General features: G+C 37.6%; 14 protein-coding genes and 1 tRNA gene. 9 read left to right on the top strand and 6 right to left on the bottom strand.

Annotated elements, in window-relative coordinates; genetic code table 11:
- Positions 1-442 precede the first annotated feature (442 nt).
- Genes ACRD7B_RS00215 through ACRD7B_RS00225 form a run of 3 tightly spaced genes read left to right on the top strand, consistent with a single transcriptional unit; the run spans position 443 to position 4358 of the window.
- The gene (locus ACRD7B_RS00215) at positions 443-1762 is read left to right on the top strand and encodes a dihydrolipoamide acetyltransferase family protein (protein WP_430822413.1); all 1320 of its coding nucleotides are present in this window, start codon (positions 443-445) and stop codon (positions 1760-1762) included.
- A 25-nt stretch (positions 1763-1787) separates the two neighbouring features.
- Complete coding sequence (locus ACRD7B_RS00220) at positions 1788-3833, top strand: alpha-ketoacid dehydrogenase subunit alpha/beta (RefSeq protein WP_430822414.1); 2046 nt, start codon at positions 1788-1790, stop codon at positions 3831-3833.
- Between the two features lie 18 nt (positions 3834-3851).
- Entirely contained in the window at positions 3852-4358 is a 507-nt protein-coding gene (locus tag ACRD7B_RS00225; protein ID WP_430822415.1) for a flavodoxin, read from the top strand.
- A gap of 60 nt (positions 4359-4418) precedes the next feature.
- Here the strand turns inward: ACRD7B_RS00225 and ACRD7B_RS00230 are convergent, their stop codons facing one another.
- Positions 4419-4982: a manganese efflux pump MntP gene (locus ACRD7B_RS00230; RefSeq protein ID WP_430822417.1), complete on the bottom strand. Its 564-nt coding sequence runs from the start codon at positions 4980-4982 to the stop codon at positions 4419-4421.
- Between the two features lie 958 nt (positions 4983-5940).
- Between ACRD7B_RS00230 and ACRD7B_RS00235 the strand changes: the two genes are divergently transcribed.
- The 3 genes from ACRD7B_RS00235 to ACRD7B_RS00245 all read left to right on the top strand — a co-directional run bounded on the left by ACRD7B_RS00235 (position 5941) and on the right by ACRD7B_RS00245 (position 8181).
- Positions 5941-6363, top strand: a complete 423-nt coding sequence (locus ACRD7B_RS00235; RefSeq protein WP_430822418.1) for a helix-turn-helix domain-containing protein — start codon at positions 5941-5943, stop codon at positions 6361-6363.
- Positions 6364-6505: 142 nt separating this feature from the next.
- Entirely contained in the window at positions 6506-7276 is a 771-nt protein-coding gene (locus tag ACRD7B_RS00240; RefSeq protein ID WP_430822420.1) for a dihydroorotate dehydrogenase electron transfer subunit, read from the top strand.
- Positions 7270-8181, top strand: a complete 912-nt coding sequence (locus ACRD7B_RS00245; RefSeq protein WP_430822421.1) for a dihydroorotate dehydrogenase — start codon at positions 7270-7272, stop codon at positions 8179-8181. The genes ACRD7B_RS00240 and ACRD7B_RS00245 overlap by 7 nt, the downstream gene beginning before the upstream one ends.
- A 741-nt stretch (positions 8182-8922) precedes the next feature.
- On the opposite strand, the gene ACRD7B_RS00250 is transcribed toward ACRD7B_RS00245, so the two are convergent.
- Positions 8923-8998 (bottom strand) — tRNA-Lys (locus tag ACRD7B_RS00250).
- A 99-nt stretch (positions 8999-9097) separates the two neighbouring features.
- The gene (locus ACRD7B_RS00255; RefSeq protein ID WP_430822422.1) at positions 9098-10249 is read right to left on the bottom strand and encodes a hypothetical protein; all 1152 of its coding nucleotides are present in this window, start codon (positions 10247-10249) and stop codon (positions 9098-9100) included.
- Positions 10250-10471: 222 nt separating this feature from the next.
- Between ACRD7B_RS00255 and ACRD7B_RS00260 the strand changes: the two genes are divergently transcribed.
- The gene (locus ACRD7B_RS00260) at positions 10472-10825 is read left to right on the top strand and encodes a hypothetical protein (RefSeq protein ID WP_430822423.1); all 354 of its coding nucleotides are present in this window, start codon (positions 10472-10474) and stop codon (positions 10823-10825) included.
- Positions 10826-10978: 153 nt separating this feature from the next.
- On the opposite strand, the gene ribH is transcribed toward ACRD7B_RS00260, so the two are convergent.
- Positions 10979-11479, bottom strand: coding sequence for a 6,7-dimethyl-8-ribityllumazine synthase (gene ribH / locus ACRD7B_RS00265; RefSeq protein WP_430822424.1), 501 nt, complete (start codon positions 11477-11479; stop codon positions 10979-10981).
- Positions 11480-11557: 78 nt separating this feature from the next.
- Entirely contained in the window at positions 11558-12250 is a 693-nt protein-coding gene (locus ACRD7B_RS00270; RefSeq protein ID WP_430822425.1) for a tetratricopeptide repeat protein, read from the bottom strand.
- A gap of 162 nt (positions 12251-12412) precedes the next feature.
- On the opposite strand from ACRD7B_RS00270, the gene recF reads away from it, so the two are divergent.
- Together recF and ACRD7B_RS00280 are read left to right on the top strand one after the other, a co-directional pair.
- Positions 12413-13528, top strand: a complete 1116-nt coding sequence (gene recF, locus ACRD7B_RS00275) for a DNA replication/repair protein RecF (RefSeq protein WP_430822426.1) — start codon at positions 12413-12415, stop codon at positions 13526-13528.
- Positions 13525-13815, top strand: coding sequence for a DciA family protein (locus tag ACRD7B_RS00280; protein WP_430822427.1), 291 nt, complete (start codon positions 13525-13527; stop codon positions 13813-13815). The genes recF and ACRD7B_RS00280 overlap by 4 nt, the downstream gene beginning before the upstream one ends.
- A gap of 118 nt (positions 13816-13933) precedes the next feature.
- Here the strand turns inward: ACRD7B_RS00280 and ACRD7B_RS00285 are convergent, their stop codons facing one another.
- On the bottom strand, positions 13934-15133 hold the full coding sequence (locus ACRD7B_RS00285; protein WP_430822428.1) for a YeeE/YedE thiosulfate transporter family protein: 1200 nt from the start codon (positions 15131-15133) through the stop codon (positions 13934-13936).
- Positions 15134-15135: the final 2 nt, after the last annotated feature.

The following is a 15135-nucleotide window of genomic DNA, read 5'->3' on the forward strand; positions in this document are numbered from 1 at the left end:
AAATTTATTTGATGGGTGAATGCCTCTTCTCAATCAACAGATTTAATATTAAGAAGAGTCGCAAATAAACCTAAAAAGATGGAATTGCACAAAAAAACATAATTCACTAAAAACTTGTCTTTTATTGTTGGCCTTTACTTTCATATTTCACCCTATCCTTGAGTTTTAATTCGAATTTATTGCAATACTATTTTCGGCATTTTTAAGGAGAATAAATAAGTGAAGTCATGCTATTTAAATCAGATTACTTGATCTGAATTATACTATTTCCAAAACCTTTATTTGAAATGATTGTTAAAAATGCAGAGCAATATTAATTACAAATATGCTCAAATATATGGTAGACAAATGCTTGATTACTGAATGGTATTTAGATTTGGTATAAATAAAGTCAAAAAGTATATTTGCGCTGTTTTTATTTAGAATAAATAAACTTAATAATATGTCAACATTTGAGATTTTGATGCCTAAAATGGGCGAGAGTGTCGAAGAAGCAACCATTACAAAATGGTTCGTTTCAGAAGGGGACACTGTTCAGGAAGACGATGTACTATTGGAAATTGCAACCGATAAGGTTGATTCTGAAATACCATCGCCTGTAGCTGGAACCATTAAATCAATAAAATACGAAGTAGATGATGTGGTAGCAGTGGGTTTACCTGTTGCCGTTATTTTATTAGACGGTGCTGAAGATACAGCAGATGAAGCTGTGGAAGCACCAAAAACTAATACTGAATCTTCAGGTAGTAGTCCTGTAATTGAAACACCCCTTGCTGTAATTAGCGAAGATGTTAATAAGGAATCTGATCGTTTCTATTCACCTTTGGTTCGCAGTATGGCTAAGGCCGAAGGACTTAGCTTTGATGAGTTGGAAGGTATAGCAGGTTCAGGGAAAGATGGTAGAGTCACTAAAAATGATATGCTTGCTTTCTTGTCGAACCGCGGTTCTGCTGCAACGCCAGCTAAGGCGGCTCCGGCTCCAAAGGTGGAAGTTGCTGCACCTGCCACACCCGCTCCTAAACCTGCACCAAAGGTACAAGTTTCTGTTTCAGCCAATGATGAAATTGTAGAAATGGATCGCATGCGTAAGCTGATTGCTGAGCATATGGTGATGTCGAAACAAGTGTCGCCGCACGTTACCTCGGTTGTTGAAGCTGATGTAACTAATATTGTACTTTGGCGCACTAAGGTGAAGGATGCATTCCTCAAGAAATATGGCGAGAAAATAACCTATATGCCAATTTTTACCGAAGCAGTAGCCCGTGCATTACGTGATTTTCCAGGTGTTAACGCATCGGTTGATGGCGATAAAATTATTCTACGAAAGAATGTAAATATTGGTATGGCCGTGTCATTACCAAGTGGTAACCTGATCGTTCCTGTGATTAAAAATGCCGACCAGAAGAATTTGGTAGGTTTAACAGGTGATATTAATGGATTAGCAGTTTCTGCACGTGACAATAAGTTGTCACCGGATGATATTCAGGGTGGTACATTTACCATTTCTAATTTTGGATCATTCCGAAATATTATCGGAACCCCAATTATTAATCAGCCTCAGGTGGCCATTTTAGCCATTGGTTCCATTGAGAAAAAACCGGCTGTTATTGAAACGCCAGCGGGCGATACCATTGGTATCCGACAAAAAATGTTCCTTTCATTATCGTACGATCACCGTATTGTAGATGGTGCTTTGGGTGGTGGTTTCCTACGTCGAATTGCCGATTATTTAGAAGCCTTTGATTTGGATCGAGAAATATAGAATATTAGAATATAAATAGTTTAAGATGAGTAGTATTCCAAAAATACATTCCATCAATAAAACGGATAAAGAATCACTTTTGAAGTGGTACCGTTTGTTGTTTTTAGGCCGTACTTTAGATGAGAAAGCTCCCAATTACCTGAAGCAGGCAATTGGATGGTCGTATCATGCGCCGGCTGCTGGTCACGATGGAATTCAGTTGGCCATTGGCCAGGTTTTTGATAAAGAAAAAGATCATTTATTCCCTTATTACCGTGATTTAATTACCACTTTATCAGCAGGTTTAACTTCCGAAGAGATTATCTATAATGGAATTTCGAAGGATGCTGATGTTGCCGGAGGTGGACGACATATGTCGAATCATTTTGCCAAACCGGAGTGGAACATTCATAATGTTTCATCGTGTACAGGTAATCATACCTTACATGCCGTAGGTGTGGCACGTGCCATCAAAACCTACGAGGCAAAGGGTGTAGCCTTTAGTTCGCAAGGTGAATCATCAGTATCAGAAGGTTATGTTTATGAAGCTGTAAATGGAGCTTCTAAGGAACAACTTCCGGTGGTATTTGTCTTTCAGGATAATGGTTACGGTATATCGGTACCCAAGAAAGATCAGACAGCTAATCGTAAGGTAGCACGTAACTTCGAGGGCTTGAAGAACTTACGTATTATGTATTGTAATGGTAAGGATGTTTTTGATTCTTTAAACACCATGCTTGAAGCCAAAAAGTGGGCTGAGGAAAATCAGAAGCCAGTGATTGTTCATGCCAACTGTGTGCGTATTCATTCACACAGTAATTCCGATCGTCATGATTTGTATCGCGATGATAATGAGTTGGCTTACGTAAAGGAGTATGATCCTTTGGCAAAGTTCCGTCGCCTGTTAATCCGTTATGACCGAGCTACCGAAGAGGAAGTTTTGGCCATTGAAGCAGATGTGGCGGCAGAAGTGAAAGTTTCACACCGTAAAGGTTTAACGGCTCCACATCCTTCACCGGAATCGATTCATGATTTTGTAATTCCGGAACCTCTTGTATCGGAGAAATATCCGGAAGGCGTTCATAACTTTGATGGTGAGCCACAAAAACTGATTCAAGGTTTAAATGAGACTTTAAAAGCAGAGTTTCGTCATAACCCTGATACTTATATTTGGGGACAAGATATTGCCAACAAAGACAAAGGCGGTATCTTCAATGTTTCCAAGGGTTTGCAACAGGAGTTTGGTAAGAAACGTGTATTCAATGCACCAATCGCCGAAGACTTTATTATGGGGACCGCCAATGGTATGGTACGTTATAATAAGGACATTCGTGTGGTTGTTGAAGGGGCTGAATTTGCCGATTATTTCTGGCCAGCCATGGAGCAGTTTGTTGAAACAACTCATGAATATTGGCGTACCAAGGGGCAGTTTTCACCAAATATTACAGTTCGATTAGCTTCGGGAGGTTACATTGGTGGTGGACTATACCATTCACAAAATATTGAGGGTGCCTTAACAACCTTCCCTGGTGTACGAGTGGTTTACCCATCGTATGCCGATGATGCGGCTGGTTTATTACGAACATCAATTCGCTCAGAAGGCATGACTGTTTTTATGGAGCCAAAGGCCTTGTACAATGCACCAAAGGCTGCCACTCCAATTCCTGATGATTTTGAAGTGCCCTTTGGTAAAGCCCGTGTGCGTCGCGAAGGAACTGACTTGAGTATCTTCACCTATGGTAACACAACGCATATGTGTGTTGAAGTAGCTGATCTTTTGGCCAAGGAAGATGGTGTTAACATCGAAGTAGTTGACTTACGTTCGCTCTTGCCATTGGATAATGAATCCATCATTAATTCGGTTAAGAAAACATCGCGCGCATTGGTTGTGCATGAGGATAAAGTTTTTGGTGGGTTTGGTGGCGAAGTTGTTGCTTTGATTAATTCAGAGGCTTTCGAACACTTGGATGCACCCGTTAAGCGAGTGGGTTCAACCTTCACTCCTGTAGGCTTTAACCGTACTTTGGAAGCAGCTGTATTGCCCGATACTAAACGAATAATGGATGCAGCTAAAGACTTATTAGCGTATTAATTTCTAAGCAACTTAATTATGAAAGATACAGGTATATTTTATAGTTTTCGTTCGGTAAAGACCGGACAGCAAGTGAAAAAGATCACCAAGTTGTTAGGAGCTGATAATGTTGAGGCGGTGGATGTCGATATTGCAACAGGAGATGATTTTATGAAATTCACGAATTATATTTTGGCAGTGCCAACATGGTTTGATGGAGAGTTACCAAATTACTGGGATGAGTTTTTACCATCGCTTGAAGAAGCCGACTTGAAAGGCAAATCATTTGCCATCTTTGGAGGAGGCGATCAAAAAGGCTATGCTGAAAATTTTGTAGATGGTGTTGGCCTAATGGCTGAGTTTGTTGAAGAACATGGTGGTAGCGTTGTTGGTTTCACTTCAACCGAAGGTTATACTTTTGAAGGTAGTCGTGCACAACGAGGTGATCAATTTGTTGGTTTAGCCCTGGATATTGAAAATCAAGCAGCTTTAAGTAATGAACGCATCGAAGCTTGGGTGACTCAACTAAAAAAAGAGTTTAGGTAAATAGATATAATAGTTTTAGTTTGAAAACAGAGGGGTATCATTGTGATACCCCTTTGTTGTTTATAGCATATGGTCAATCAATACCTTAATACCAATTCCAATCAGTAATATGCCACCCAATATTTCAACCTTATTGCGAAAGCGGCTGCCAATACGCCAACCAATACCAATGCCAGCTAAAGAAAATAAAAAAGTGACTATACCAATAATAATAGCAGGTAGAATAATATCAACATTTAAAAGAGAAAAAGAAATACCGACAGCCAAGGCATCAATGCTAGTGGCTATAGCCAGTGTGGTAATGGTTTTTATACAATCAGTATTTATATAAGCTTTTTCTGATTCATTGTGAGCAAACATTGCCTCATATATCATTTTCCCACCAATAAAACTTAATAGGCCAAAAGCAAGCCAATGATCGTAGGCACTGATTATATCAGCAAAAGAATGTCCCAACCACCAACCTATAACAGGCATGATTCCTTGAAAGCAAGCAAAAAAACAACAAATTCTTGCAACAGAAGTAAGCCGGAATTTTTTAAGTGATAAACCAAGGGTAATGGAGACGGCAAATGAATCCATGGCCAAGGCAATAGCTATTACTATAATCGTGACTATTTCCATAAATCTATATATTCGGCAAAAATAGAATTTTTGTGCATATCATCAAGTTAAGTCTGTAGATTTTCTTTTAACACATTTTTAGAATATATGGCACAGAGATTGACTAATAGTTAACAATAATTAAAGCAATCAGAATCCAATATACAAATGAAGCTTTACTGTTGTAGATTATAGCTAAATTTTGTTTTGAAGAGCAAATAGGAAGCTTATACTAATAAGGTGAGAATCTAATTTTGGAGGATTGAATTATTGATTTATGATTTTTGAAATTAAATAGGAGAGAGGCGTTCGTATAAAAAAGAGAATTTGTTACAAACGTGAACTATCTTTCAAGGTCAAACCACCACGATTAGACATTCTTTATTACACGACTCATTACAAATGTAATTTACAAATCTACACTATTTGATCCACTGATAGCAATTATAAATAAGTGTTAAATTTTGATATAAGAATCATAAATTCAGTCATTTATACAATTTACTTGTATTAAATAGTTAAAATAGATTAACACATCTGTAATAAATATAGCAGATCGCCCCATTAAACACTGTGGTTGTACTAATAAAAGCTTTAAAAACCAGCTATTTATAGTATTTATATAAAGTATATATTAACATAGGTGTTGCTTCCTTGTTTTATAGACACTTACAGAAGCCTTTGTATATAATTTAGTCTGATACTTTCTATCGTACAGCCGTATTTAATATAGATGTAAAAATTTGTTAATAGTCATTGTTTGAATTAATTAACAAAGTAGACCTATAGTAATTATTAACAAATATTGATTTTGAATACGTAGATATTAAATTAGGTACAGTGTTAAGTTACAATATTAACCACACCAAGTTACAAATGGTTATTAATGTAATCAGGATTTGTTTGGTATAATTGTAATTTATGTGTTACATTTGTATGAATATTGTTTTCAACCCTTTGTTTACAATTAGCAACCATCATGAAAGAGCGTTTAGAAGCCATTATTAAACATGAGAAAATAACACCATCGCGATTAGCCGATCTGATTGGTGTGCAACGATCAGGTGTTTCACACATTATGTCGGGGCGTAATAAACCTGGTTTGGACTTTTTAAATAAACTTTTAAATCAGTTTCCACACATCAGTGGCGATTGGTTAATTACCGGACAAGGTGAAATGTTAAAAAACAAAGCAACTAAGCCAGTTGTCGAACAATTAAGCATTGAGTCACCATCACTTCCTAAAAAGTCGTTTAAAACACCCTTAAATACTGCTAAAGAAGAAAGTCAGGTAACATACGAAACGAAACCGGTTGTTGATACTACCAAAAGTGAAAAGGTGGTTGAACGAATGGTTGTATTTTATACCGATAAGACCTTTGCCGAGTATAAACCTGAATAATCGTCTCCTGCATTCGCAATATTTCTGAATTTAATTCGTCAATTTTTTCTATCTTTGCAGCGATTTTAAACTGTTTACAAAAGTAAATTACATTTGTAGGTACAGGTTTATTAATGCAACGATTTAAATAGTAGTAACGCGTATGAAAAAATACGTTGACGATTTTAAAGTCATCAAAAATGAGCGCTTAAACCACGAATATGTGGTCTTAACTCTCCAGCATCCGGGGAAATTACCTCCCATGTTACCAGGTCAATTTGTAGAAGTAAGGGTTGATAATGGCCCTAATACCTTCCTTAGAAGGCCAATTTCCATCCACGACATCGATGAAGAAAACAATACCATGCTTTTGCTGGTACAGGAAATTGGTGAGGGTACTCAGTTAATGTGTGCTCTAAAGGAAGGTGATACTTGTAATATGGTTTACCCCTTGGGCAATAGTTTTGCCATGCCTGATAAACCACGTGTTCTGCTTGTTGGTGGTGGATGCGGCATTGCGCCTTTGTTGTTCATGGGACGACGTTTAAAAGCCAATGGTATTGAGCCACAGTTTTTACTAGGTGCCAGAACAGCTGAAGGTTTGATTGCCTTAGATGCCTTTAAACAATTGGGAACCGTGCATACAACAACCGAAGATGGATCAGTAGGAACCAAAGGTTTTGTTATTCATCATCCGGTAATGCGTACACAAACGCCTGATATTGATCAGATATACACCTGCGGACCTGAAGCGATGATGAAGGTGGTGGCGAAGTATGCGGGCAATCACAATATTAAGTGTCAGGTTTCGCTCGAAAACCATATGGCATGCGGCTTTGGGGCATGTTTATGCTGTGTTGCCGAAACTTTAGATGGTAATAAATGTACGTGTACAGATGGTCCAGTATTTGATTCAACTTATTTAAAATGGTAGATTTATCGATAGATTTAAACGGATTAGACCTTAAAAATCCGGTGATGACGGCCTCTGGTACCTTTGGTTACGGAGAGGAATTTATGGATTTCTTTGATGTATCTCGCTTGGGTGGTATAATGGTCAAGGGAACAACGCTTAAACACCGAGAGGGTAATCCCTATCCCCGCATGGCAGAAACACCTCAGGGCATGTTAAATGCGGTTGGTTTGCAGAATAAAGGGGTGCATTACTTTGCCGATACCATCTATCCACGCATTAAGCATTACGATACACATCTTTTTGTGAATGTATCGGGTTCAACCATTGAAGAGTATGTTGAAACGGCTGAAGTGGTTAATGCCTTGGATCATATTCCTGGTATTGAACTAAACATCTCTTGTCCCAATGTGAAGGAAGGCGGAATGGCGTTTGGTACGAGTTGCCCATCAGCTGTTGCGGTTGTTGAAGCGGTACGTAAGGTGTATAAGAAGCACTTGATGGTAAAGCTGTCTCCTAATGTAACCAATATTGCTGAGATTGCTAAGGCTGTAGAGGATGCTGGAGCTGATTCGGTTTCCTTAATTAATACCTTACTTGGTATGGCCATCGATGTTAAGACTCGTAAGCCAATTTTATCGACCATTACAGGTGGTTTATCGGGGCCGGCCGTAAAACCTATTGCAGTACGCATGGTTTGGCAGGTTGCCCAGGTTGTTAATATTCCAATTGTAGGTATGGGCGGCATAATGAATGCCAATGATGCCATAGAGTTCATGTTGGCTGGTGCATCGGCCATACAAGTGGGGACTGCTAATTTTATTGATCCTGCCGTAACGCTTAAGATAATAGATGGAATAGAGGCCTATTGTAAAGAACATGGATTTGCCAAAGCAAGTGATTTAGTAGGTGCAATGCAAGCGTAGTAGCTGTATATAAACCTATTTCAATAGATTACTACCCGGGTAACATTTGTTATTCGGGTATTTTTTTATCCAGTTCTTTCGTATTACAAATGTAACAATTGCTTAAATTACATTTGTAATACAGCTTCGTAAGCTTCTAGTGATTGTAATTATTTAATGATGTATCTGGTAAGAAGTTTACTGTGCTATTTTTCAATAAAATACTGATCAACCTTTTGGAATATATGGTAGAATATACGCACCTTTCTAGTTCCTGATCCTTGGGATGACAGTCTTGCTATATGATAGCCACTATTGCGCTCTATTAAGGCAGCACAGATCCACTTATGTACCTAATTGACTGTTGTTGGAATGGTAGGTGTAGTCATAGTTACGCTTTCTTATACCTGGTGTTAATGACGGCATTTTGAAGTGATTTCTTACTGCTTTCCATTTTTCAGGAAGAACAAATAATCTGTGAAAATAGGTGGTCTTATAAATTAGAAGAAGCATCTGATCCATTCTGTTTTAAACAAAGCATTCTAACTGCAATTCTGATTTATGGTATACGAGTATACCTATTGCTTGCTCGCACTTATGCGCCTGGATCAGACGAATCACCTTTTTGAAATGCACTTGATGCGTTTTATTCGATACCCTATTTTATGTGAGATATGAACTGAATCCTGATCCTTAAAAGAAGGCAATTCACGAATCCTTATAAATGAAAAAAAGCAACCTATAAATAGATTGCTTTTTTGGTGGTGACTCAGCAGGGATTCGAACCCTGGACCCACGCCTTAAAAGGGCGTTGCTCTACCAGCTGAGCTACTAAGTCATCCTGTTTTTGCGGTTGCAAATATAGGTGAATACACCATTGTCACCAAATATCAGAACAAAAAAAATGCATTTTTTTTCAATAAAAAATGCAAACTATTTAAGATGTGGCGCTTAAATATGTTGTGTTTTTTTCTTTTAGATTCATAATGGGCTTAAATTGGTGTCGAATGCAATTCCAACGGTCGGGATATTGCGAAAATAATTGCAAAATACGTGCTCGATTCTTTTTTAATGCGTCACTAATAGCTGGTGCACTAATTGCCTTTTCCATGTTTTGCCCCACCTGAGCACTTGTAAGGTTTTGTCCTGCATTAAGTGTGCTTTGAGCTGATTGTTCCAGACGATCGAGTAATAGCATTGTTTTTGATAGGCGATTTTGGGGTGTGTTGCTACTTTCTGGCCTTGGCGTTTCAATTTCTGAGAATTGTAGATATGCTAATTCTAGTTCTATGGTGTCCCCAGCTGTAAATTCAAATAGTTCACAAATGTAAACTAAGCTTTTTTCTATGCTTTGTTTTAATTGGCGTATCGTTTTACAGTGCTGTATAAGCGATTCCTTGCACGATTCTTGAATAACATAATTAAAGCCGTTTCTTTCGCCTAATTCGAATAAGTAATGCTCTATCCAATCATTTTTCCATTGTTTGATTTCATGCATTTGAGCTTTTTGCTGCTCATGCATTGATTTTAAAACAGATTGTGTTTGTTTTTTGAACTGTCTAAATGTATTTTTCTGTTTTTGATATAGACTTAGATTTGTATTGGCAAATTGAAATGCCAGGCGTCCTATAATGGCCTTTTCCGATGTGCTAAACGCTTCTTGGGCACCATTGATACCAAAATTACTTTTGTCGTTTCTAAAAAATAAATAATATAAATCGCCTAAGGTATTTTGTTCAAGCTTAATTCGTATCAATAGAACCAGGTATTGCGCTTCGCTGAATAGATCCAGTTGTCCGATAGATGTTTTGCTAGAGGATTGAAAAGGAAGTGTTTCCGCATTCAACCATTGAAAGCCACCTGCTGCTTCTCTTGTGACTTGTAAAGTTTTACTTAAATCAGAGCTCGTTTCAAAACTAGTACTTTGTTGACTTAAACTGTTTCGTAACCATTCCATGCCTTGTAGTTTCTGGCTTTTATCGTCACTCCAAAAACCAACAATACGATCAATGCCTTCCATAAATACAGGCCATTGCTGCATCATATGAATCGCGGCATTCGATTGCATGTGTTTTTGATTTGAGTTCATGGAAAATTCAGTCAATACATAATTAAGTAAAAGTAATAAATTAAGCTAAAATTTAAGTAAATAATTTAAGCTTTATTTTGAGTTAAGTCAAGTTTTAAGTTTGATATTTTACTTAAATATTTTGTATACTACTTATAATCAGTAGTAAATTGCGATAGTTTTTAGTTCCGACTAGAATATTCTCATTCTCAAAGTTCAGTAATAACCCAAAATAATTAAGTTGTGGAAAATAATCTTAATAAAGTTTTAGAAAGCTTAGCCGAATGGTTTATGCAATTGTTTTTTGATCCCATGTATTTTTTAAAGCCTTCCGTTGCAGAAGTACAAACCTTGGTTGATGATTCAAGTTTGAGTTACGAGGAAGAAGATGTTAATCCACTTAATAGGTATGTGCAAAAAATAGTGTCAAGGTCCGTATTTAAGCCTTCAAATAGAAAGATGTTTGGTAGCTTCAATGTAGCTATCGAAAGGAATGTGAATCGTTTTGAATGGCTTTTTAAAGACGGCGCTGCTGATCTGAATGAAGGTATAAGAATATTGCTCTTATATTACATGAAAAGCATCTCCAGTACTTAACCAAAGATGCTCTTAATGCTTTTAAAGGCCAAACAATTCCATTTTATCCACGTAAATGGACTTATTATTCTGGTATAATGCCGAAGTTAAAATGACTGGTTTTGCCAAATAAAATGCAGAAAAACCAGTTTCATTATTCAATCGAAGTGTATACTATTGGGCGCTTTTTAATTTATTTTTCAAGTCTACCATTTTAATGGCAGTTATTGCTCCTTCATCTCCTTTATTACCGTGTTTGCCGCCACATCGGTCAAGAGCTTGTTGTTGATCAAGAGTGGTCAGTAATCCAAAAATGAATGGAATGGGATATTGTATGTTCAAATGTGTCATGCCTTGCGTTACGCCTTGGCAAACAAAATCGAAATGTGGCGTATCTCCTTGAATAACGCAGCCCAAGCAAATAACAGCATCTACATCTGTTAGTTCGGCCATGTATTTTGCTCCTGCGGTTAATTCAAAACTACCCGGAACATATTTCTTAAGGATATTATCTTCCTTAGCGCCATGTTTAATTAAAGTGTTGTAGGCACCCTGATAAAGAGCTTCTGTTATTTCTGTATTCCACTCCGAAACAACAATGCCAAACTTCATTTCACTGGCAGATGGTACAGCTTCAATATTATAATCCGATAGGTTTTTTAAACTTGTTGCCATAATGCTTTATTTTTCACAAAAATAAAAGAGGTTGTCCATACAATCAAGACAACCTCTTTAAAAATCTTAACGATAATCTTATTTACCTTGCTTCAATTGAGCACGTGTTAAATACTTGTCGATCTGACGTGCTTCGCTTGAGCTTTTGTATTTTTCTTTAATGACGGTATAACTGGCTACTGCTTCAGCATAATTACCAGCTGTTTCGTGCATTAAAGCTAATTTCATTAAATACACAGGAGCAGTTAATTCATTGTCAATGCTAGCTGCTTTTTTGTATTGGCTCATGGCCTTATCAGTTTCACCCAATTCAGCATAAGCATCTCCTAATGCTCCAGTTGCTGTTGCATTGATGTTAATCTCCGATGAAGAGAACCCCTTTAGGTAAGAAACTGCTTCTTCAAAATCTCCCATCTGCAAATGAGCAATACCTGCATAATAGCCAGATAATTTACCTGCTTTGGTTGAACCAAATTCATCCATAATCTCTTCGAAACCTGGATTGATTCCATCACCATTAAGGGCTAATTTAAAACTATCCTGCTCAAAATATTGCTGCGCATAGAAAACCTGAGCCTGAGCTTCGTTTTCTAAAGGTAAAAAGTAGAACTTTTTTAATCCCCAGTAACCACCAACTATAACAATAATCGCTAAGGCGATAATGCTTAGTTTATTTTGGTTTTCTTCAATAAAATGCTCTGTTTTACTTAATGCACTTTCTACATTTTCGAAATTATCTTCTGCAGGCGTACCTTTTTGTTGCTTTGACATATTCTCGTTTATTTATTCGAAAGGCAAATGTAATCGTTTTAACAAAAATACAAAAGCGTGTTTCCCTTATTTTAGAGCCTTGTTGAAAAAAATATTATGAAGTGAGCATATTTATGCTGACAGTTGGGTTTGGATGACTATTTTTGTGCCAAAATCATCCACATGCACATTAAGCATCTTAACCTTGTAAATTTTAAAAATATCGACCAGGCCGAGATTGAGTTTTCTCAGGGAATCAATTGTCTGGTTGGGCATAATGGAGCTGGAAAAACCAATGTGTTGGATGCCTTGTACTATTTATCCTTCTGCAAAAGTTATTTTAACTCGGTAGATAGTCAAAACATCAGGCACGATGAGGAGTTTTTTGTGGTACAAGGTCAATATTTGCGTAACGATGAGAACGAACAAATCTATTGTGGACTTAAACGATCTCAGAAAAAACATTTTAAGCGCAATAAAAAAGAATACGGTAAGTTGGCTGAGCACATTGGTTTTTTACCCTTGGTGATGATTACACCGTCGGATGAACAATTGATAAACGATGGCAGTGAACTGCGCCGTAAATACATGGACGGTGTTATTTCGCAATACGACCGTGCCTACCTCGATGATTTATTACGCTATAACCGTGCTTTGGTACAGCGCAACGCAACATTAAAGCAAATGCGTGAATCAGGCAAGCGCGATACCAGCATGTTAAGCCTGTGGGATGAGCAATTATCGAAACTGGCACATAGTATTTATGAAAAAAGAGCGGCTTTTTTGAAGGAGTTGGTTCCGGTGTTTCAAAAATACTATGCCTACATATCAGAGGGCAAGGAAGAAATAGCCATTGAGTATCGTTCGCATCTACATGATGGCACTTTGGTCGATCAGTTAAAGGAAGTTTGGCAGAAGGATGTGATAGTTGGTTATACCTCTAAGGGTATCCATAAGGATGACCTGGAAATGCAGTTAAGTGGTTTTCCTATAAAAAAAATGGCATCGCAAGGGCAGAAGAAGACCTTTCTAATAGCTCTTAAACTGGCTCAGTACGAATTTATCCACCGCCATAATGGTTTGAAACCCATTTTGTTGTTAGATGATATTTTTGATAAGTTGGATGATGCGCGTAGCAATCAATTACTAAAGCTGGTATCAGAAGATTTATTCAATCAGATATTTATTACTCATACCAAGGAATCGTATGTGCTAGATATTGTAAAGCAAACTGGTAAGGCTTATAAAATAATTGGTGTTGAAGGCGGACAAGTGAAAGATTTGGAGGAAGTTAAATGAAAAAGAAGTCAGCGCTACCCATAAAGGATATTATTAAGGAATGCTTAAAAGAGCAAAACTTAAACCAGCGCCTATTGGAAAACCGTGCGGTTACCTATTGGGAAAGGGTACTTGGTCCAGCGGTTGCTAAAGCAACTAGTCGAATATACATACATCAAGGAACCTTATATGTAGAGCTGACTTCCAGCGTATTGCGCAATGAGTTATTGATGTGGAAAGACCGGATAATAGTTAACCTCAATCAAGCCATTGGTGAGGACATTGTGCAAAATATTGTTTTAAAATAAAACAGCCCGAATAAATCGGACTGTTCCTGTGTGTAATCGTTTAAATTTACAATAGATTGGTGCAGATTTGAATACAGTCTAGTCGTCAATTATCTAACAATCTTCTGATCTATTAATTCTAACTACAACCTCCTTTTACGCGACTTACTTTTTTAACAACTGGCTTATCCAGATTAGCCACTGCTTTGGCTATTTCAGTAAGCTTAGTAGCTGCATCAACCCTAAAGTTATAAGTATTCATTTCATCTTTAGTGGCAGGTGCATTTTGCTCAGCTATTTGAAAGAACTGCACATTAAAATCGTTTGCGCTAGCACTTAATGCAGCATTTTCTGCTTTACCGTAGTATTTTGAAATCAGTAAGGCGCGCTTGGCATTATCCACATCATCCCCATAAAATACATTGGTTTTAATATTTTGCTGCAGCAAATACCGATTTTCCTGTTTGTTTAATTCATTCAAAGGCACGTTTATGGCCGTCGGGATATGGAATTTCTCAAATGCCTCTTTGGAGCGCACATCAATCACATTGTACTGATAATATTGGTGCATTAGTTCGTAAGCTAACTTGTCGGCATCCATTGTTTTTATATCGGCTGCATTCGACACAAGACTTTCTTCAATACGTTGATGCATTAATTCGCCACGTGTTGGAGTAATCATTGTAAGCACGATGACAACAATAGCTAGTCCCACTGCCACTGAATATTTTTTGACATCAGATTTTAACCATGGCACTTTTTTACCATTCACACGGTTTTCTATTTTTTGAACCAAAATAAAAATGACTGTGGCTCCAATCACCATGATGAGTCCAAATACTTCACGTGATAAGCCCATCATTTCAAAGACCAATAAATCGCCCCAATTCTCAGCGTAATACATATCCTTAATCAAAGGGAATGATTCGCCAAAGGCAAATACGCCAAGTATGGCCCCAAACACAAAGGCCATGCCATCAACCTTACCGGTAGCAGCCGCGCACACACTTGTGCCTGGACAAAAACCGCCAATAATGAAACCACCTCCCATAATGCCACCGCCAATTAGAGCGGCCCATAAGAATGTTGGGTTTATGTAGATGATGCTTACATCAAGTAACTCCATGTGATTGAGTAAGATGACACCAACCATTGCCGTTACGCCGGCAGTCATAAATACTTTTAATACAGTGAAATCGTAGCCGTAGAAAAGGCCAACCAGTTTTTTTGTTGAACCAAAACCAGCTTGTTCAAGCGCGAAACCAAAACCTATACCAATAATGATGGCAAGGATGAAGTTAAATTCGTTGCTTATAATATGAGGTACTAATGGTGCCATTG

This window comes from Carboxylicivirga fragile (assembly GCF_050589805.1).
GTDB classification, from domain to species: Bacteria; Bacteroidota; Bacteroidia; order Bacteroidales; family Marinilabiliaceae; genus Carboxylicivirga; species Carboxylicivirga fragile.